This is a genomic window from Bathymodiolus platifrons methanotrophic gill symbiont (assembly GCF_002189065.1).
Lineage (GTDB): Bacteria > Pseudomonadota > Gammaproteobacteria > Methylococcales > Methylomonadaceae > Methyloprofundus.
This window is the reverse complement of the sequence record NZ_BDMN01000190.1, coordinates 1-21707: the sequence shown is the minus strand read 5'-3', so window position 1 is coordinate 21707 and position 21707 is coordinate 1. Positions and strand designations below refer to the sequence as shown.

Annotated in this window: 20 protein-coding genes; 1 reads left to right on the top strand and 19 read right to left on the bottom strand. The window is 41.7% G+C overall.

The features are described from left to right. The 3 genes from CDZ78_RS11510 to CDZ78_RS11500 form a co-directional block, all read right to left on the bottom strand. Positions 1–447, bottom strand: a 447-nt coding sequence (locus CDZ78_RS11510; RefSeq protein ID WP_507766570.1) for a Fic family protein, incomplete at its 3' end; no start/stop codon positions are given. 7 nt (positions 448–454) lie between these two features. Then, positions 455–1846, bottom strand: a complete 1392-nt coding sequence (locus CDZ78_RS11505; protein ID WP_444979206.1) for an MFS transporter — start codon at positions 1844–1846, stop codon at positions 455–457. A gap of 79 nt (positions 1847–1925) precedes the next feature. Continuing rightward, entirely contained in the window at positions 1926–2522 is a 597-nt protein-coding gene (locus CDZ78_RS11500) for an NUDIX domain-containing protein (protein WP_087870144.1), read from the bottom strand. Between the two features lie 87 nt (positions 2523–2609). On the opposite strand from CDZ78_RS11500, the gene htpX reads away from it, so the two are divergent. Beyond that, positions 2610–3485, top strand: coding sequence for a protease HtpX (gene htpX / locus CDZ78_RS11495; RefSeq protein ID WP_087870143.1), 876 nt, complete (start codon positions 2610–2612; stop codon positions 3483–3485). Between the two features lie 160 nt (positions 3486–3645). On the opposite strand, the gene ftsZ is transcribed toward htpX, so the two are convergent. From ftsZ to mraZ, 16 genes are all read right to left on the bottom strand, one after another. Further along, a complete protein-coding gene (ftsZ, locus tag CDZ78_RS11490; protein WP_087870142.1) occupies positions 3646–4803 on the bottom strand; it encodes a cell division protein FtsZ in 1158 nt (385 codons plus the stop codon). Between the two features lie 33 nt (positions 4804–4836). Then, complete coding sequence (gene ftsA, locus CDZ78_RS11485; RefSeq protein WP_087870141.1) at positions 4837–6060, bottom strand: cell division protein FtsA; 1224 nt, start codon at positions 6058–6060, stop codon at positions 4837–4839. Between the two features lie 64 nt (positions 6061–6124). Further along, positions 6125–6841, bottom strand: a complete 717-nt coding sequence (locus CDZ78_RS11480) for a cell division protein FtsQ/DivIB (RefSeq protein WP_087870140.1) — start codon at positions 6839–6841, stop codon at positions 6125–6127. Further along, on the bottom strand, positions 6838–7773 hold the full coding sequence (locus CDZ78_RS11475) for a D-alanine--D-alanine ligase (RefSeq protein WP_087870139.1): 936 nt from the start codon (positions 7771–7773) through the stop codon (positions 6838–6840). Before CDZ78_RS11475 ends, CDZ78_RS11480 begins: the two co-directional genes overlap by 4 nt. Continuing rightward, positions 7770–8666, bottom strand: coding sequence for a UDP-N-acetylmuramate dehydrogenase (gene murB, locus CDZ78_RS11470; protein WP_087870138.1), 897 nt, complete (start codon positions 8664–8666; stop codon positions 7770–7772). Before murB ends, CDZ78_RS11475 begins: the two co-directional genes overlap by 4 nt. Next, positions 8663–10099, bottom strand: a complete 1437-nt coding sequence (gene murC / locus CDZ78_RS11465; protein ID WP_087870137.1) for a UDP-N-acetylmuramate--L-alanine ligase — start codon at positions 10097–10099, stop codon at positions 8663–8665. Before murC ends, murB begins: the two co-directional genes overlap by 4 nt. Further along, positions 10096–11151, bottom strand: a complete 1056-nt coding sequence (gene murG, locus CDZ78_RS11460) for an undecaprenyldiphospho-muramoylpentapeptide beta-N-acetylglucosaminyltransferase (protein WP_087870136.1) — start codon at positions 11149–11151, stop codon at positions 10096–10098. Before murG ends, murC begins: the two co-directional genes overlap by 4 nt. 25 nt (positions 11152–11176) lie before the next feature. Next, a complete protein-coding gene (gene ftsW, locus CDZ78_RS11455; RefSeq protein ID WP_087870135.1) occupies positions 11177–12325 on the bottom strand; it encodes a putative lipid II flippase FtsW in 1149 nt (382 codons plus the stop codon). After that, on the bottom strand, positions 12322–13695 hold the full coding sequence (murD, locus tag CDZ78_RS11450) for a UDP-N-acetylmuramoyl-L-alanine--D-glutamate ligase (protein WP_087870134.1): 1374 nt from the start codon (positions 13693–13695) through the stop codon (positions 12322–12324). The genes ftsW and murD overlap by 4 nt, the downstream gene beginning before the upstream one ends. Before the next feature lie 3 nt (positions 13696–13698). Beyond that, positions 13699–14781, bottom strand: coding sequence for a phospho-N-acetylmuramoyl-pentapeptide-transferase (gene mraY, locus CDZ78_RS11445; protein ID WP_087870133.1), 1083 nt, complete (start codon positions 14779–14781; stop codon positions 13699–13701). Positions 14782–14783: 2 nt separating this feature from the next. Next, the gene (locus CDZ78_RS11440; RefSeq protein ID WP_230990659.1) at positions 14784–16148 is read right to left on the bottom strand and encodes a UDP-N-acetylmuramoyl-tripeptide--D-alanyl-D-alanine ligase; all 1365 of its coding nucleotides are present in this window, start codon (positions 16146–16148) and stop codon (positions 14784–14786) included. Next, on the bottom strand, positions 16145–17605 hold the full coding sequence (locus CDZ78_RS11435) for a UDP-N-acetylmuramoyl-L-alanyl-D-glutamate--2,6-diaminopimelate ligase (RefSeq protein ID WP_087870132.1): 1461 nt from the start codon (positions 17603–17605) through the stop codon (positions 16145–16147). The genes CDZ78_RS11440 and CDZ78_RS11435 overlap by 4 nt, the downstream gene beginning before the upstream one ends. Positions 17606–17609: 4 nt before the next feature. Continuing rightward, positions 17610–19364, bottom strand: a complete 1755-nt coding sequence (locus tag CDZ78_RS11430; RefSeq protein ID WP_087870131.1) for a peptidoglycan D,D-transpeptidase FtsI family protein — start codon at positions 19362–19364, stop codon at positions 17610–17612. A gap of 2 nt (positions 19365–19366) precedes the next feature. Next, positions 19367–19630, bottom strand: coding sequence for a cell division protein FtsL (gene ftsL, locus CDZ78_RS11425; protein WP_087870130.1), 264 nt, complete (start codon positions 19628–19630; stop codon positions 19367–19369). 4 nt (positions 19631–19634) lie between these two features. Continuing rightward, the gene (gene rsmH, locus CDZ78_RS11420; RefSeq protein WP_087870129.1) at positions 19635–20558 is read right to left on the bottom strand and encodes a 16S rRNA (cytosine(1402)-N(4))-methyltransferase RsmH; all 924 of its coding nucleotides are present in this window, start codon (positions 20556–20558) and stop codon (positions 19635–19637) included. A 260-nt stretch (positions 20559–20818) separates the two neighbouring features. After that, positions 20819–21286 carry a division/cell wall cluster transcriptional repressor MraZ gene (mraZ, locus tag CDZ78_RS11415; RefSeq protein WP_087870128.1) on the bottom strand — a complete coding sequence of 156 codons (468 nt, stop codon included), beginning with the start codon at positions 21284–21286 and terminating at the stop codon, positions 20819–20821. Between the last annotated feature and the right edge of the window lie 421 nt (positions 21287–21707).

The following is a 21707-nucleotide window of genomic DNA, read 5'->3' as shown; positions in this document are numbered from 1 at the left end:
CTGGTTTATTTCCCTGATAGCCTCTGCAAATATGGCATTTAATCTGTCAGGTGCAGGCGGTAAATAATCAGTTCCACCTATATTAAGGTTGCCATCACGAAATTCTCCCCACTGCAATGCCTCTTCTCTTGCTACTTCGGCATGCAAAACACATAGCACTTGCTTATTTAACTCAAACTTATTTTTCTCAAGCATGGAAAAAAGTAAGTTAACACTTCTATTCTGATTTAATATTTGCTGCTCATCGCTTAATTTATGACCACCCACGGTAATACCATCCAGAAGCGTTGCAACTTCCGGAAAGGTCATCGCATTACCTTCAAGTGCGGCGGTATTATAGATAAAATCTATTTTGTCTTTTTTTGCCAGAAACAGGTAACGCTTTTTATCTACGCTAAAATTTAACCGACTTAAATCAAGGCTATTGATTTTTTTAGCATTTAACATGATAGTCTTAGACCTGACTCCACTGGCTCAGTGAGTATTGAAATTGTTCTTTATCCAGTTGAGCATTATCCACTTTAAAATAAATAACTTGCTCACTTTGCTGTAATGTTGCACTCGCTACACCATCAAGTGCGACAATTTCTGCTATAAATGCATCCAGATTATCTTCCGCGATATCCTCAGTAGAAATTAATAAATTAGCCAGGTATTGAGGGGGATTCATAAATAATGCCACAATCAACCAGCTAGCGGCAGCACAGGCGCAAAACAAAAACACATAACTCGCCCCCCACTCACCATACACCCAGCCACCTGCTGTTCCACCGATAAAAGCGCCCATAAACTGAGAACTGGAATATGCCCCCATGGCTGTGCCTTTTAAATTACCCGGGGCAGTTTTTGAAACTAACGAAGGAAGCGTTGCTTCTAATAAATTAAATCCACAAAAAAACACCCATAAACCGGCAATTAGCGCGACTAGGCTGGAATTAAAAAAGTACAGCCCTATATAGGCAATAAGCACCGTAGTAACGGCAGCAATAAAGACCGCTTTCATCTTGCGCTTTTTCTCGGCAATAATAACAAACGGAATAATAACCGCCATCGAGGTAATTAATACGGGTAAATATACCATCCAGTGATCTTTAGCAATTAAGCCTGCATCACGCAATAATAAAGGCACAATAATAAAACTTGCGGTTAACACTAAATGCAGAATAAAAATACCATAGTCTAAGCGTAATAAATCTTTGTTTTTTAGTACCGTGGTAAATTGTGCCGGATCAAGCTCGGCATCTCGATGTACTTTGGTGTGCTCTGGGTTGGGTACCACGAATAAAACCACAAAAATGGCTAAGAATGATAAGACAGCTGTTAACCAGAAGATCCCCTGAATACCTGAAAAACCTGCAATAATAGGTCCTAAAGTCATGGCAACACCAAATGATATGCCAATACTGGCACCAATCATTGCCATAGCTTTTGTACGATGAACTTCCTGTGTTAAATCAGCAACCATTGCCATAATTGCTGCGGCAATTGCACCACTACCTTGTAGAGCACGACCAACTAGAACACCATAAATTGTTGTTGAAAGTGCCGCCACAACACTCCCTGCTATAAACAAGATTAAGCCGAGAATAATGATTTTCTTCCGCCCAAAATGATCTGACATAAGACCAAAAGGAATTTGTAATATAGCCTGGGTTAAGCCATACACACTAATCGCTAGACCAATTAATAAAGGCGTTGCACCTTCTAGTGTTTCAGCAAATAAAGATAAAACCGGTAAAATCATAAACAAGCCCAGCATACGCAATACATAAATGCTGGATAACGATAAAGTGGCGCGTCGCTCCATTGACGACATGGGGCTCGTTATATCCTGAACGTGTGACAAATCTGTAACTCCTGTAGGGTAAATATTATTGCAGCGACTTCATTCACTGCTTGCAGATTAACTTGATATTTTAACAGCTTTAATTAGGTAATTTGTGTTTATTCAATGCCAGCCATTGAATGGCAATAATCGGTATCGCTGATTCAATTCGGCCATCTTCTATCATGGCATAGGCTTCATCAAAGCTGACGGTAGAAACCAAAATATCTTCATGTTCCTCATCTAGACCATGAATACCGCCGACCTCATCTGCTTTAATACGCCCATAAAAAAGAGAAATCCGCTCTGATGCACCACCTGGCGAGGTATAAAATTCATTAATTAAGTGCATTTCTTTAACGATACAGCCCGCCTCTTCTTCCGACTCTCGATACGCCACTTCCTCAGCAGTTTCCCCCTCTTCTATCGCACCGGCAACAATTTCCAGTAACCAGGCACGTTCCGTTACTTCGGGCTGAGTCATAGGGCCCATACGAAATTGCTCAATAATAACCAGTTTATCGACATCAGGATCATATAATAAGACTGCAACACAATTACCGCGTTGAAACAGTTCCCGTGTTAACACTTCACTCCATCCACCGGCAAATAATGTGTGCTGAACCTGATAGCGATTTAAACTAAAAAACCCCTGATACATCGATTCTTGCTGAATTACTTTAAATTCTTTTTTCATTGGTTTAACTTTTTATGATTGCAATTTCATATTAACACCACCACTATAGTGTAAACATATTTTGATTTCTTTGGGAGTATACCTATCATGATGCGAATTTTTCTTTTTTTAGCGACTAACATTGCCATTATGGTGGTAATTAGCATCGTTTTTAGCCTTTTAGGTTTAAGCGGTACATTAGATGCTAACGGTGTTGATTTAAATTTAAATGCTTTATTAATAATGTCCGGTGTCATCGGCATGTCCGGTTCTTTTATTTCTTTAGCCATGTCAAAATGGTCAGCAAAACGCGGCATGGGTGTGCATGTTATTGAACAGCCACAAAATCAAACAGAAAAATGGCTGATGGATATTGTTAAGCGCCAATCACAAAGAGCCGGAATAGATATGCCTGAAGTAGGTATATTCCAGACTGCAGATGCTAATGCTTTTGCTACCGGAATGACAAGAAATAGTTCTTTGGTAGCGGTTAGTACTGGATTATTACAATCCATGTCCCCTGATGAAGTGGAAGCCGTGGTTGGTCATGAGATATCTCATGTTGCTAATGGCGATATGGTCACTATGGCATTAATGCAAGGCGTAGTGAATACATTTGTATACTTTTTCGCCAGCATCATAGGACATGTTGTAGACAGAGTTATCTTCAAAACTGAACAGGGGCATGGCATGGGCTATTATATCGTGCAAATAATTGCGCAAATCGCCCTCTCCTTTTTGGCCTCTATTCTGGTTATGTGGTTTTCACGTTATCGTGAATTCAAAGCGGATGCCGGTGGTGCAAAATTAGCAGGTAGAGAAAAAATGATAGGTGCATTACGTGCATTACAACGTGCTCATGAGCCTGAAGAGTTGCCAGGTCAATTTGCTGCGTTTGCTATTAATGGTGGTGGTGTTAAAAAATTATTTATGAGCCATCCACCTTTGGAAGAGCGTATTGCAGCTTTGCAGAATCAACGTTAATATGTTTAAACTGTAGCCCCGTACGAAGATCGGAAGAAACGACAGCCATACCCCGCATTGCGTACATTTGATGCGGGTTATATCTTATCCTTATTCTATCCTGGACTAAGCATAAATTGAGCGCATATACCTGAGGCAAGGCAATGCGCTTATTTTTTATCTAATCAGCCTGACGTCTTAGAAAAGCTGGAATATTTAAATAATCCATATCTGCTGTATTATTTTTAGGTTGTACGCCAAATCGAGTTTCTTTACTCTCCTGATTATTGCGCGTTAGCGGCGATGATTCAAAATCAGTATAATCTGGTCCAGGTGCAACAATTGGAGGAGCTATTTTTATAGGTGGGCTCATTGTTTTTTGTGACCCTCCCATACCCGTTGCAACCACAGTTACTTTGATATCCTCGCCCAGACTCTCATCAATTGCCGTACCAATTTTAATAATTGCTTCATCAGAGGCAAAGGCATGAACAATATTACCTACTTCATCAAACTCGGCAATACCCATATCTGCAGCTGAAATATTCACCAGAATACCACGCGCACCCTGCAGGTTTATATCTTCTAACAGTGGACAAGCTATCGCTTTTTCAGCCGCTACTCGCGCTCTGTTTTCGCCATTGGCAACACCCGTACCCATAATTGCAGCGCCCATACTCGACATTACTGTTTTAACGTCGGCAAAATCTACATTGATCATTCCAGGGCTGGTAATTAATTCTGTAATCCCTTGTACTGCATCAAGTAAAACATCATTCGCTGCGCCAAATGCTTTTTTCATTGATACATTAGCACCCAGTACTGGTAATAACTTCTGGTTAGGGATGATAATCAATGAATCTACATGTTTCTCTAATTCTGCAATCCCTGCCTCAGCAACCAGACCCTTCTTTTTACCTTCAAAATCAAATGGTTTAGTAACTACTGCAACCGTCAGAATATTCAATTCTTTTGCTATTTCAGCAATAACCGGAATAGCACCTGTACCTGTACCTCCGCCCATTCCAGCTGTTAAAAACAGCATATTTGCACCTTCGAGTACATCTCGAATTAAATCAGTATTTTCTTCAGCAGCTTCTCTGCCCACTTCAGGGTTAGTCCCTGCTCCTAAACCTCTTGTTAACTCGGCTCCTAGCTGAATCACTGTACCTACTTCCAGCCGGCGTAACGCTTGTGCATCGGTATTCGCACAAACAAATCCTACCCCGTCAATATTGCTATTTACCATGTGATCAACGGCATTACCGCCACCGCCACCAACACCAATCACTTTGATGACTGCATTTTCTAAGCCTAAATCCATTAATTCATATTTCATATTCCCCGCCTCATATTATCCTAAAAACATTATTTAAAAATTTTGAAACCAGGCCTTCATTCTTGCGAAAAGCCCTTCTCCTGATTCCTCCAAATGATCACCACTTGCTAAATGATCCCTTCCGTACAATAACAACCCAACGCCTGTCGAATGCATGGGGTTTTGTACAACATCCGTTAAACCCATCACATGTTGAGGTACACCTAATCGCACTGGCATATGAAAAATTTCTTCTGCCAAATCAATTAGACCTATCACTTTCGAACTCCCTCCCGTAATAATAATCCCTGCTGTAATCATGCCTTCATAACCACTACGTCGTAACTCCGCCTGAACTAACAGCATGAGCTCTTCATAACGAGGCTCAATAATTTCTGCCAGATTTTGTTTGGAAATCTTACGTGAGGGCCTATCACCGATACTTGCCACATCAATCATTTCATTAGCATCTGCTAACTGCGTTAGTGCACAGGCATGCTCCCTTTTTATTTCTTCAGCATTTTTCGTTGGCGTACGCAAAGCAACTGCAATATCATTCGTTACCTGGTCTCCAGCGATAGGAATCACTGCTGTATGTTTTATCGCGCCCTGGGAGAAAACAGCAATATCTGTAGTACCACCGCCAATATCAATTAAGCACACCCCCAGCTCTTTTTCATCCTCTGTTAAAACCGAAGAACATGAAGCCAGTTGCTCTAAAACAATATCATCAACCTCTAAATCGCAGCGGCGTATACATTTGATAATATTTTGAGCGGCACTTACGCTGCCAGTGACCATATGCACTTTTGCTTCCAGACGTATCCCGGACATACCGATAGGCTCTTTTATACCTGCCTGTAAATCTATAATGAATTCTTGCGGCAAAATATGGATAATTTTCTGGTCCGCTGGAATGGCTACTGCGCGTGCTGAATCTATAACACGATCAATATCATATTGAGACACCTCCTTATCTCTAATCGCAACAATCCCATGTGAATTTAAACTCTTAATATGACTACCCGCTATTCCTGCATATACGGAGGTAATTTCACAGCCTGCCATTAATTCAGCTTCCTCAACGGCTCGCTGAATTGAATTAACCGTTGATTCCAGGTTAATGACAACTCCCTTTTTTAATCCTCGCGATGGCGTAGAACCAATACCAATCACTTCAACATCGCCATTTTCATTAACTTCACCAACGATAGCAGCAACTTTGGATGTACCAATATCCAAACCTACAATTACATTACGCTCTATTTGTTTTGCCATTACTTTTGCCTTTAAAACTTTGTAAGGATAAGCTACTCTGCTATAGCCTCATTCCGGGTAATAATTACCAACTAATTTGTTCATTTTCTCGCCAGCGTACTGCATAGCCATTTGGATATCGCATATCTACATAAGCCATTTTATTCACCAACTCACCTCCTGATACGATAAATGCCTTCATTAACTGACTAAATTTTTCTAATGGTTGTAACCTGCCTAACTGTATACTCAATCCATTTTCCATACTCAATAACCAGGACTGTCTTTCATTGACTCTAAACTCAGCCAGATATAAACCCTGACCCATTAAACTAATACTTAAACCATGCATCACTTCTAGTAGCTGCTGCCGTTGCACGTTAGGTGCATATAACAAGGGCAATGACTGAAACCTGTCAATATTTAAAGGTCTAAAGACCTCGCCGCGTTCATTCAATAAGCTATGCGCCTGCCAGCGTATAACTGGTTTCTGCTCATATATTCTCAGCTTAAGCCGATCAGGCCAGATGCGTTGCACCTGTACTCTTTCTGCCCATGGCAAGTCCATTACTGACTGCTGCATCGCCTGCAAATCTACTGAAAAATAACCCGCCTGAACCAGCGGACTTATTTTCATTTTTATATCCTGTTTATCTATATATTGAAAAGCACCTTCAACCTGTACATAACGTATCGGAATATATTTAGCCACTGCCTCTTGTAAAAGAGGCCAGCTAAACACAATGCCAAGCATAATAAGCAATACCACCGCTAACTTAATTTGCAGGCGTGTATTCATCATTTTTTAAAACTTGTTTCCAGAATACGCCAGACGAGTTCCTCAAAACTTAATCCAGCCTGCCTGGCGGCCATAGGCACCAAACTATGATCCGTCATCCCAGGAACAGTATTAACTTCAATTAACTGCGCCACTCCTTGCTCATCAATAAACACATCGACTCGTCCCCAACCTGTTACACCTAATACTCTACAAGCTTGAAGTGCCAGTTCTGCTAACTCGGCTTCGACCTCAACCGTCAATCCAGCCGGACAATGATATTGTGTCGTATTAGCCCGATACTTTGCATCAAAATCATAAAATGCATTAGGGGTTTCAAGCCTGATAACAGGCAATGTCTCCCCGTTTAATATTCCTACTGTATATTCTTGTCCATTAACCCAGGCTTCAGCATAAACATCGCATTGATATTGCGCTGCATCTTGCCACGCCTTAATCAATTCTTCCTTGCTTTCTGCCCGACTCATCCCTAAACTCGAACCTTCCAAAGCAGGTTTTACAATTACTGGAAAGCCTAACTCATCGATACACCGCTGTATATCAAACTCGCTTTGCAATAAAACCCATTTTGGAGTTTCTAGCCCTTCTCCTTGCCAACACAATTTAGTACGCAATTTATCCATGCTTAACGCTGAAGCCAATACTCCGCTACCGGTATATGGCAACTCAAGAGTATCTAACACGGCTTGCAATACGCCATCCTCCCCACCTCGTCCATGGATGATATTAACAACACGATCAAAAGATGAATCCTTTAAAGCTTCCAGCACAGTACTCTTAACATCAACCGCAGTAACATCGACCTTACTGGCTGATAAAGCCTGCAAGACGGCATTGCCACTATTCAGTGAAATCTCACGCTCGGCTGCTGTACCGCCCATTAACACCGCGACACGACCAAAGTCTTTTGCCTGTTTTATAGCTGTCGGTTTCATGTCTGTTTATCTCCTATAACACAGACTTCAGTATGTAACTCGACACCCTGCTTGCTGGCAACTTCACTTTGTACATATTCAATTAGCTGTTCTATATCTGCAGCCGTTGCATTTCCAGTATTAACAATAAAATTTGCATGCTTTTGCGAAACTTCGGCCCCCCCAATGGAATACCCTTTTAAACCTGTCGCCTCAATCAGTCGGGCGGCAAAATCATTGGCTGGGTTTCTAAACACCGACCCACAGCTAGGTTGATTAGTGGGCTGTGTTGCTGCTCGCTGAGCCAGAAGTTTTTTTATTTTTGCTTGCCCCGCCTGGTTGGTATTGCTGGATAATTTTAAGATAACCGCTAAAAAACAGTCATTTCCTACACCCTTTACTGTACGGTAGCCCACCTCAAATTTATCCGCATTTTTTTGTGTGACTTTGCCTCCAACTGGCATCATTTCCACACTTTCCACCCTGTTCCAGGTCTCCCCTCCAAAAGCGCCGGCATTCATTTTTAGCGCCCCTCCCATAGTTCCTGGTATTCCAGCTAAAAATTCAACACCAGATAAACCATGTTCTGAGCAAAAGCGCGCTACATGTGCACTTGGCACACCACACTCGACATAAACCCGGGTATCATCGAGTAACTTCATTTGCTTAACCTTACCTCGAACATTAATAACCGTACCGCGTATCCCCCCATCCCTGATTAATAAGTTGCTTCCCAACCCTAACCAAAACACGGGTTCATCAACAGCTAGACCGGAAATAAACTGCTGCAAATCTTGCCTATCAGCAGGAATATACATGCGCTCTGCATTGCCACCCACGCGCCAACTGGTATATTTAGCTAAGCTTTCATTGCTTAATGTAAGGCCGCGTAAACTTTCGCTGGGAGCTTTCATTTTTTTACTAAATCAATTATTTGCTGCGGCAATTCTGTTGCAATATGCCCCACATTACCCGCGCCCATGGTAAGTAAAACATCATTGGGTTTTATAATACCGACCAAAATTTCAGCCAAATCCTCACTATTTTCAACAAAAACCGGGTTGACCTGAGCCCGTGCTCGTATCGCACTGCTTAAAGCCCGACCGTCTGCACCCTGAATTGGCTCTTCGCCCGCCGGATAAATCTCTAATAAAATCAGTACATCGACGGTCGATAATACGTTAACAAAATCTTCAAATAAATCACGAGTTCTGGAATAACGGTGCGGCTGAAAAACCACCACTGAACGCTTATCAGGCCATGCCTGTTTTAATGCTTCCATTGTTGCTGCAACTTCTCTGGGGTGATGCCCGTAATCATCCACTAATGTTAATGTGCCTTGGCTTAAAGCAATCTCGCCATTAACCTGAAAACGGCGGCCAACCCCCTTAAATTCTGCCAGACTTTTAATAATTGCCTGGTCTGGTACATTCAATTCTGTAGCAATAGTAATCGCTGCCAGAGCATTCTGCATATTGTGCAGGCCCGGCATATTCAGAGCGACATCAATATCCTGATGTCCATCCCAGCGTGTTACTGTAAATCGAGTACACATGCCTTGCTGCTTAATATTTATCGCGCGAACATCTGCTTCTACATCTGTTCCATAAGTTCTTATGGGTTTTGATAATTGCGGTAAAATTTCACGTACCCCAGCATCATCAATACACAAAACAGCCAAGCCATAAAAAGGCACATGATATAAAAATTCAATAAATGTATTTTTTAAGCGGCTAAAGCTACCTTCATAGGTTTCCATATGGTCCTGATCTATATTAGTAACCACTGCTATGATTGGCTGGAGATGTAAAAATGAGGCATCACTTTCATCAGCTTCTGCTACTAGATATTGCCCCTGCCCTAACTGTGCGTTTGTCCCAGCACTATTTAATCGTCCGCCGATAACAAAAGTAGGATCTAACCCACCTTCTGCCAGAATACTTGCGACTAGACTGGTGGTTGTCGTCTTGCCATGGGTACCCGCCACCGCAATACCAAAACGAAAGCGCATCAATTCTGCGAGCATTTCTGCACGTGGAATAACAGGAATACGGTGCTGATAAGCGTACTGCACTTCTACATTACTTTTATCAACCGCTGTTGAAGTGACCAGTACATCCACGTTGGCGACATTACTCTGTGCATGACCAATATGCACAGTAACTCCAGCCTTTGTTAAGCGCTCTGTCACTGCACTCTCTTTTATATCCGAACCCGAGACCTGACAACCCAGATTAGACATTACCTCAGCAATTCCACTCATGCCCGTACCACCGACACCCACAAAATGGATTTTCTGCATTTTTGTTAATCGGTTACGAATAATCTGGTTAATTGAATCTTTCATGCCGCTGCCTCCAACATACACTGCTCAGCAACTCTTTCAGTTGCATCTAATTTTGCACTTAGACTTGCTGCTACTGACATAGCATCAAGCTGCTCTACCTGTTGTTTAATCTGTTCTGCTAAAAATTCAACGCTTAACTTCGGCTGAGCGATCATAATTCCTGCGCCTGCAGATACTAGATACTGAGCATTAGCTGTCTGATGGTCATCAATCGCATACGGATAAGGAACCAGAATACTGGGTACCCCCATTGCAGCAACTTCACTGATAGTCATTGCCCCAGCTCGACAGATGACTAAATCTGCCCATGCATAGGCTTTAACCACATCATCTATAAAAGGCTCTACTTTTGCTGATACAGCTTTATCTGTATAAGCTTGAGTCACCTGTTGCAACATTGCCTGACCTGTCTGATGCCATACTTCAACGTTATCATTCATAGCGAGTGCCTCAGGAACCACCTCATTTAATCGCTGCGCACCTAAACTACCTCCTAACACTAAAATATGTAAGCCATCTGAACGCACCTGCTTTGGTTTATTAGCTAGCTCTGTAAACTGTTTGCGTAATGGATTACCAGTATAGATAGCGTGCTTGCTAGCAGGAAAACTTTCTGGAAAAGCCTGCAATACTTTATTTGCAACTTTAGCTAACAAACGGTTGGTTGTCCCTGGTATCCGGTTCTGTTCATGAATTACCAACGGAATACCCATCATCTTCGCCATCAAACCACCTGGGCCCGCAACAAATCCACCCATTCCTAAAACCACATCAGGTTTTCTTTGACGCAATATTTGTCTAGCTTCCAGACAAGCTTGCATCAACATCCATGGCATTTTAAACAGCGCTAAAGGTCCTTTGCCACGTAGACCATTGACACTTAACCAGTCTATTGCTATTTCATTTTCGGGTATCACCCGGCTTTCCATGCCCTTTCGCGTACCTATCCAGCTGACTTGCCAGTTTTGTTCGATTAAAAAATGCGCCACTGCCAGCGCTGGAAAGACATGCCCTCCTGTGCCACCCGCCATAATCACTATGCGTTTAGTCATAATCTGACCCCGTTTTCGCTTCAGATTATGCTCGCTGCAATACCATCATTTCACTATTAACCCGGTACAACATCGCCATAGCAGAGCACATGACAATCATACAGCCGCCACCATAGCTCATAAATGGTAAGGTCAAACCTTTAGTCGGTAATGCCCCCATATTAACCCCCATATTGACAAAGGATTGAAAAGCGAACCAAATACCTAATCCGTAAGCAATATAAGCTGAGAATTTTTCACCTAACTGTTCAGCCATTAAACCAATAGCAAAAGCACGCCAGACGATAATAGCAAATAAGGCAATCACACTTAATACGCCTAATAAACCTAGCTCTTCAGCAATAACTGAAAATAAAAAATCAGTATGCGCCTCTGGCAGGTAAAAAAGCTTTTGTACGCCACTACCCAGACCCACACCGGTCCATTCACCCCTACCAAAAGAAATTAAGGCCTGAACTAATTGAAAACTTTTACCAAAGGGATCTTCCCAGGGGTGTAAAAAACCAGTCACTCGTGCCGATCGATAGTCTGAAAAAACCACCGCCAAAATACCGAATCCTACTACCGCAATAATCAGAATAATAAACTGCTGTAGCCGTGCGCCACTAAGAAACATGACACCCATGGCAATAGTCAAAATTACAACAGCTGAGCCCATATCAGGCTCTAACAGCAATAAAGCACAAGCACCAGACAGTAATAATAAGGGGCGTACCAAGCCATACGCTGACTCTTTAACAAAATCATGATGTCGTGTAACAAAGCTTGCCATATAGATAACTACAATTAATTTGACCAGTTCAGAAACCTGTATCCGCACACCAGCGATTGATAACCAGCGCATACTGCCATTAACTTTTATGCCTAAACCAGGAATCAAAACAAGTACTAGAAATATCAGACCCACGACAAACAAAACAGGCCCTGTTTTTTCCCAGATAGCCATAGGAACTAGGCAAACCCCAAAACCTATGCCAACTCCCAGACCAATATGTATTAATTGCCTTACCGGATAGTGAAATAAATTTCCAGTCAGTTTTACACCTAAATGCAAAGATGCAGAAGACACCATGAGATATCCAATAACGATAAGAGCGACGCTGGCAAAGACCAGAGCCTTATCAAAATAGATATCGACACCTGCCAGCCGGGTCAATTCCACACTGAGATTCATTGCTTCAGACCCTTTACTTCTGTTACAAACTGCTCTCCCCTATCCTTATAATTAGCAAACTGATCCAGACTTGCACAGGCAGGTGATAACAATACCGTATCCCCAGGCTGAGCAATTTTGCTTGCCTTTTGCACTGCTTTTTTCAAAGTTCCCACATCAAACACAGGAATACATCCATTGACTGCCTGCTCTATACGCTGACTATCTTTACCAATTAACAGCAGTGTTTTAACTTTTTCTTTTAACAGAGGAACCAAATCACTCATATCTGCTGCTTTTGCATCTCCGCCGGCAATCAATACCACAGTCGAATCTTTATAGCCTTTTAGTGCAGCGACACAGGCGCCAACATTAGTCGCCTTGGAATCATTTATCCAGCTAACCCCATTAATATTGGCCACAAATTGAACTCGATGCTCTAACCCTTTATATATGCGTAACACATCACACATCACCTGTTCGGGTAAGCCAATTGTGCTTCCTAATGCTAAAGCAGCCATGGCATTTGCCTGATTATGAACACCATTAATGAGTAGCTCATTAACTGGAAAAATCGCTCGTTCATGGAATGCCAGACTTTTTCCTTCTGCTGTTTCTACAACACTATAATCAGCCTTTTCCTTAAAACCGAAGGTTAATACATTTCTATTTGTTTGCTGCACCTTTGTAGCATAAGGACAATCCAAATTTACCAACATGACCCCATTGCCAGCATATACTTTATTTTTTTGAGCTATATAAGCATCTAAATTTGCATAGCGATCCAGGTGATCTTCCGAAATATTAAGCACTGTTGCAGCCACTGCATTTAATTGACTGGTCCGCTCCAATTGAAAACTGGATAATTCCAGCACATACAACTCGGCATCTTTGTTCAGCAAATTCAAGGCAGGAGTTCCTAAATTACCGCCCACAGCCACTCGTTTACCCGCTGCTATTGCCATATCACCTAGCAATGTAGTGACGGTACTTTTACCATTTGAACCAGTAATAGCAACCACCTGCTCACTGACTGAACAGGCAAATAAATCAATATCACTTAAAGGCCGCACACCGTTTGCAATAGCTTGCTGAATCATAGGTTCATCCATGGAAACACCTGGACTAACAATAATATGGCTTGCCACATCAAACACTGCCTGATCAAAGCCATCGGTAAACACTGCAACATCTGGCACTTTGGCTAATAACTCATCATTAAAGGGTGGTTTTTTTCTACTATCTACGATGGCAAATTGCAGCCCTAGACTATGCAAAAAATATGCAACAGATAAGCCAGTCAAACCCAGGCCAACCACAACCACTTTTGAACTTTCCTTATTTAAGGAAAATTGCTTATTGAGTGCTATTAATATGTCATCGTTATTCATCTGCTATCTCAACTTCAATGTTGCCAAACCGACTAACACAAGAATAAAAGTAATAATCCAGAACCTGACAATCACTCGTGGTTCTGGCCATCCTTTAAGTTCAAAATGGTGATGAATCGGTGCCATCCTAAAAATTCGCTTACCGGTTAACTTGAATGATGCTACCTGCATAATTACAGAAACTGTTTCCATAACAAATACACCTCCCATAATCAGCAAAACAATTTCCTGCCTGACTAAAACGGCAACTACACCTAATGCTGCGCCTAATGCTAAGGCACCTACATCCCCCATATAGACCATAGCTGGATATGCGTTAAACCATAAAAATCCTAAGCCCGCCCCCACTAAGGCAGCACAAAAAACAATTAGCTCACCTGCTTTAGGAACATAAGGAATAGCCAGATAATCTGCGAACATCACATGCCCTGTCAGATAGGCAAAAATTGCTAGCGCACCTGCAACCATAACCGTTGGCAGAATAGCCAGGCCATCCAGACCATCCGTTAAATTCACGGCATTACTGGTGCCCACAATGACAAAATAGGTCAGAACGACATACGCCCAACCCATATCAATAACAACTTCTTTAAAAAATGGCACAATAAACTGCGTTTCTGCTGGAATCTGTGCCGTTTTAAATAAATAGATTGCTGCTGTCAATGCAATTACCGATTGCCAAAAATATTTAACTCGTGCCGATAAGCCATCACTATTACCTAATTTTACTTTTTTATAATCATCAACAAAACCAACAATACCGTAAGTCATCGTGACTAATAGTGCGACCCAGATATAGCTATTCTCTAAATCCCCCCAAAGCAATGTACTAGTCGCTATACCAACTAGAATCAAAGTCCCGCCCATCGTTGGAGTTCCTGCTTTTTCGTAATGACTCTCAGGACCATCCTCCCGCACACTCTGACCGATATTTTTATTACTTAGGCGCCGAATCATACTTGGCCCAACTAAAAATAAAATCAATAAGGCTGTTAATGCACTTAAAATAGCGCGTAAGGTTAAATACTGAACAACATTAAACCCAGATTGAAATTGTGATAAATATTCAAATAAATACAGCAACATGCTTATTTCCCCGTTACGCTTAATAAAGCATTAACCACAACTTCCATTTTCTGGACTCTAGAACCTTTTACTAACAATATTTGCTCAGTCGTTATTTCGTTTGTTAGCACATCAATCAAATCGTCTTTCGCAGCATAATATACTGCGCCTTCGCCAAATGCCTGCACTGTATTTTCTGCCATTTTTCCGGTAGCAAACAATCGCTGCACACCAGATTTTTTAATTAGCTCACCCATCTCTCTGTGCATCTTCCCGCTGTCATCACCCAGTTCACCAAAAGCTCCCAAAGCAAGCCAATGCTCACCCTGACATTGCTGTAAAACGTCTAATGCTACGGTTAGTGAAGCTGGATTAGCGTTATAAGTATCATTAATCACCTTTATTCCTGATTCAGACTCAAATAATTGCAGACGCCCCTTTACCGCTTTAACCTGCTCTAGACCCGCTTGAATTTGAGCCAGTTTTACTCCTAATGCAATACAAGCCGCACTCGCCGCCAGCGCATTTTTTACATTATGCTCACCTGCCAGCGCCAGACTAACTGGGATACTTTCACTCCCAGCAACGAGTTCAAAACAAGTCTTAAATTGCTTTCCTCGCATTTCTGTAATAATTTTTTCAGCACGTACATCAGCTTTACTTGCTAAACCGAATGATAGAACTTTCCGTGGCTCTGCAATTGCACACCAGGCAGTAAAGAAATCATCGTCAGCATTCAATACAGCGACACCGTCGTCAGCTAATGAAGCAATAATTTCAGCTTTAGCCTGTGCCACCCCTTCAACACTACCGAAGCCTTCAATATGTGCAGCTCCCACATTGGTAATAATCGCAACATCTGGTTTTGCATAGTGACTGGTATTGGCTATTTCACCGCTATGATTAGCCCCCATCTCTATCACTGCAAACTGGTGTTGCTTATTCAGGCGTAACAATGTCAATGGCACACCAATGTCATTATTCAAATTACCCAGAGTGAACAGCACCTGATAGTTCACTGCCAGGATAGCGGCAATCATCTCTTTCACCGTCGTTTTACCATTGCTACCGGTAATCGCACAGACTTTTAACTGCAACTTATTTCTCACTGCACCCGCCAGTTCCGCTAAAGCAAGGTGAGTATTCTGAACAATAATCTGCGGTAAATCCGTGGTTACTTGTTTTGTTACCACTAATGCAACCGCACCATTCTGTTCCGCCTGAGTAATAAAATCATGTCCATCAAACTGCTCGCCACTAATTGCAATATATAAATCACCTGCGGATAAAGTCCGGGTATCAATGCTAACACCAGTAATCATTGCCTGCGTACCGACCTTGTTGCCCTGCAAGATTTCATTTATTTCATCCAGTGTCATGTCTATCATGCGGCTAATAACTCCTGCACTATTTCCCGATCACTAAAAGGCTGTTTTACACCTTTGATCTCCTGATAATCTTCGTGCCCTTTGCCAGCAATCAACACTATATCTAGTTCAGAACTAGTTACGATGCCTTGCTTAATTGCAGATTTTCTATCATTAATAACCCTTACTTTCTGCATTTTAAGACCTGTGATGACATCATTAATAATAGCGCTTCCATCTTCAAAACGAGGGTTATCGTCTGTCACTATCACCTGATCGGCTAAGCGCTCAGCAATTGCTCCCATCTCTTTGCGCTTACCTTTGTCCCGATCACCACCACAGCCAAAAACAACGCTTAATTTCAGCTGACAATGCTGTCTTAATGTACTTAATACCTTTCCCAGTGCATCCGGTGTATGTGCATAATCGACTACTACCAAAGGTTTTCCAGCGGCACCTGTGAAACACTCCATGCGTCCTATCACTGGTTTAATCGACTGTATCGAGGTCAGACACTTATTTAATGGACAGCCCTTTTCTAATAGCACTGCTAATACGGCCAAAATATTCTGTAAATTAAAATCACCTAACAATCCTGCTTTTAGTCGGGCTTGCTCTTTCTGCCAATGCACATCACACTCAATACCCGCCAGGGTATATTTAATATTGCTGGCTTTGATACTTGATTCCTGGGCGTACATTTTGTCTTGCAGGCTATAGGTCAATACCCTGACCTCATCTGAAATATTTGCAATGACACGTTCTGCATAAGCATCATCCAGATTGACTACTACAAACCTTAATCCTGGCCATTGCACTAAGCGTAATTTAGCCTGAAAATAGGCTTCCATACTGCCGTGATAATCAAGATGATCACGACTTAGATTATTAAAAATAACTCCGTTAAATTTGATTGCATTAACTCGCCCCTGCTCCAATCCATGCGATGATACTTCCATGGCAACATGAGTTAAGTTCTGTCTAACAAATTGAGCCAGTATCTTGTGCATGGTAAATGCATCTGGCGTGGTATTACTAGTACTGTGTAAATCTGTATATTTTCCCCAGCCCAGCGTTCCAATTACCCCACAGGATTTCATGGCCTGTGCTAAAAACTGACTACAGGATGTTTTGCCATTAGTTCCTGTAATACCAATAACATCTATATATTGTGCTGGTTGCTCATAAAAACGAGCGGCAACCAGGCCCAGCTTCTCTGTTAAATTTTCAACAGCAATCAATAGTATGCCTGATAGGTTTTTAGCTAGCTCGGCACCTTGTTTTGCTGGGTCATAAATAATTGCAACAGCACCTTGCTGCTGAACCTGAGCGGCATATAACAAACCATGTTGTCTAGCACCTGCGACTGCAAAAAAAACACCACCGTCACTAATTTCGCGACTATCCAGTGCGATATGAGTCACTTCTGCATCGTGTTTAATAGACACTAAATCTGTTAATAAGTCCGATAATTTCATATCATTATTTAGTTAATAATACTGACATACTCTGCTCTTCATCAGGCGCAATACCTAAAACTCTTAACGCCCCGCCCATGACTCTGGAAAAGATCGGCGCAGCGACTAAACCACCGTAATACTGTCCTGCATGTGGCGAATCAACCATTACTGCAATAATCAGTTTCGGATCACTTGCCGGCGCCATTCCAACAAACACCGATAAGTAATCATCACTATAAGCCCCAGCTTTTACCTTTTTTACAGTTCCCGTTTTACCGGCAACTCGATAACCTTCAACTCTAGCCTTATATCCAGTACCACCTTTTTTCACTACCTGCTCGATCATGGTTCTCACTTTTATTGCAGTTTCAGGGGATAATACCCTTTCTGCATATTCATCCCGATCTCGCTTTAACAAACTGACTGAATGCAGCAACCCATCATCTGCCAGTACCGTATAAGATCTAGCTAGCTGTAATACAGACATTGAGATTCGATAACCGAAAGATAAGGTTGCCTGCTCAAATGCACTCCAGCCAAAATACTCGGGTAAACTACCACTAGCCTCACCGGGAAAGCCAACTCCAGGCGACATTCCAAAACCTAATGAATGATAAAACCGCCAAAAATATTCAGGCGGCATAGATAATGCAATTTTACTGGCAGCAACATTACTCGATTTTTTTAATACTCCTGTCAGGTTCAAAGTGCCATAATCATGACCATCTTTAACCCATTTCCCTCTTATTCTTAAATTTTTGGTAGTAAACAACTGATTTTCTTTAACAAAACCACCCTCTAATGCTGCAGCAACTACCAATGGCTTCATGGTAGAACCCGGTTCAAAAACATCGGTTATCGCTCTATTTCGATAATGCGAAACCTTCATATTCCTACGCGAATTTGGATTGAAAGATGGCTGATTAACAATCGCTAATACATTACCTGTTTCTACCTCTAAAATCACTAATGCTCCGGCTTCCGCCTTATGCTTAATCACTCCCGCTTTTAATTCTCTATAAGCCAGATACTGCAATCGCTCATCAATACTTAGCGTTAAATCCTGTCCGGCTTCTGGCTCTTTAACACTCTCTACATCATGTTCTTCAATAACTCGCCGCGCACCATCACGAATGACCCGTTTACTACCTGCAACCCCTTCCAGAGTTGAGTTATACATCAACTCCAGGCCTTCCTGCCCCTGATCATCGACATTAGTAAAACCCAATAAATGAGCCGTTACTTCCCCAGCCGGATAAAAACGCTTAAACTCCCTTACAATGGCTACCCCTGGCAGACCTAATGCTTTAACCTTTGCAGCCAGATAAGGTTTAATACGCCGCTTTAAATAAACAAACTGTTTATTTGACAATGGGTTAAATGCCTTTTTAACCCTAGCTAATGAGATACCCAATAATTTTGCAACCTGCCTAAGCTTGATTTCATTATTTAAATCCAGACAGGCTAATTTTGCCTTCTTACCTGTATTAATCTTACAGTACTGAGGGTTTACCCAAACCGACCCAACGGGAGCACTAACAGCAAGACTCTCTCCGTTTCGGTCCTTTATCTGCCCCCTATAGGCGGCTATCTGTACCGTCCCTACATGTCGACTGCGCGCCTGTTTCTGCAAAAACTGGGTATCCAGCACCTGTAATTGCACGGCTTTAACTATCAGCCCTAACATGGCTAAAAGCATCAGGCCAATGACCAGTTTTCTTCTGCCTGAAAAGTCATCTGTGTAGCTATTTCTTATTTTCTTTTCAGTCTGCAACATTATTAAAACCGTATATAAACAATAGCTTTTCGTTCTAACTCAACTAAACTCATTTTCTTTCTGGCTATTTTTTCCACACGATTATGTTCAGATAACATTCTCTCTTCTAATGTCAGTCGTTCCCAACGAATTTCTAAACGATCAAGTTCCTGCTCCGTTTTTTGTATCTCTATGAATACCAGTCTGGAGTTATGTTTACTAAAAATAACAGCCAATCCAGAGCCAACTAATACCACCAGTAACATCACAACAAGCACTCTTTGCATAATACTACTTACGTTCTGCAACACGCATAACAGCACTGCGTGATCTGGGGTTCTCTGCTAACTCTTGCGGGCCTGCTTTATTCGCTTTACCCAGTTTTTTTAATCTTATCGCGGCTAACTCTTCTGGCTGCAGTGGTAATTTACTCGACGTATACTTACCTCTTGATTCATCTCTAATAAAACGTTTAACAATTCTATCTTCTAATGAATGAAAAGAAATAACGGCCATCCTTCCTCCACTAGCTAATACATTGACAGCCTGATCCAATACCTTTGTTATTTCTTCTAACTCACTGTTAATAGCTATTCTTACCGCTTGAAAACTGCGGGTTGCCGGATGCTTATGTTTTTCTTTAAACGGTATCGCCTCGATTAGCAAATTAACAAATTGCTGTGTCGTTTCCAATGGCTTCTCCAGCCTCTGCGTCACTACTGCATTAGCAATTCGTCGCGCAAACCGCTCCTCTCCATAATCAAAAAGCACTCTAACCAGGTCCTTTTCAGACACAGTAGCCAGCCACTCTGCTGCTGACAAACCAGAACTACAGTCCATACGCATATCCAGCGGCCCATCCTGCATAAAACTAAAACCACGCTGCGCATTATCTAACTGCGGTGATGAAACGCCAAAATCCATTAATACGCCATCTACTTTACCCAGCCAGCCACGCTTTTCCACTACCTCTTGCAACTGAGAAAAACAACAATGCTCTAACTGAAAGCGCGGATCTTTAAGCATTTCCTGTGCATATTCAGATTGTATTGCATCTAGGTCCCTATCCAGTGCTAACAAATGCCCCTCAGCACCTAATAACTGAAGTATGCCCTTACTATGCCCACCCCGCCCAAAGGTGCAATCTATATAAACTCCATCTGGCTTTATTGATAGGCCATCCAATGCCTCATTAAATAATACGGGTAAATGCATACTTTATTCCATTATCCTAGAAACTGCAGTTGAGCACGGATTTTGTGGAAAATCTGAGTGCGAAAGACAAGGCACAGCTCGCAGGCAATGGCCGTAGCCCTTGACAAGAGCTGTAACGCAGTATTTCGTGCTCAGATTTCTTCACAAAACCGTGAAGCGAGGTATATTCACCCAATAGGTGACATGTATTTACGCTCATTATGTTTTATACTCAGATACTTATAGTTCTTTATAGCGGTCAACTGCGGTTTTTAGGATTATCAAAAGGACAAGCCTTCCAGCTCATCCAGACCAGCATCATCATCACCTTCTAGCCATTCTTTCTCTTTAGCAATCCAGGCGTCTTCATTCCATATTTCAAATTTATTTAACTGGCCAACTAAAATCAGTTTTTTTTCCATGCCGGCAAATTTTCTGAGTTTTTCAGAAAGTAATAATCGTCCCTGTGCATCCATTTCAGTTTCAGTGGCGTTACCAATAAGAAAACGACGTAATTTACCTGCCATTTTGTTTAACGTAGGTAACTTACTAACAGTTAATTCAAGCTTTTCCCATTCAGGAAGTGGATAAAGCCATAAACAGCCAGACTCACCAACACATTTTTCGTTCACAGCCACAGTCACAACTAATTGACGCTCACAGCAATCCTGTAATTCCTCTCTAAATCGAGTCGGAATTGCAAAACGCCCTTTCGCATCTAAATTAATTGCTGTTACACCACGAAACAAAACTTACCCCTTTACTACAAAACTTCTCTAGAAAAAACTACTTTACGCCACTTTTTACCACTTTCAAACAAACTATAGTTTTCTAACATCGCTTAGTCAAGGGTGATAACAAATATTTTTCCTTTTTTGACAATGACTTAGCTACATATCACTTTAATAACCCAGCAAAAAAAAATCTATCAAAAAACATTAATATCTATCAGTTATTTGTTTTTTTTTCTTAAAGTAATTTCTAGGTAACGAAATAATCCATAAATTCTATTTTAGTTTCCTTTTTTCATCCCTACTTGCCACCCCCTGTCACAAAACCAACAGGCAATAAAAAACCCATAAAGTAGAGAGTACTTTATGGGTCTTAGAAACCTTTGATTGCCGGGCGAAACCGGCTAAATCTGTCTTTATTTCATATTAGTACCGCATT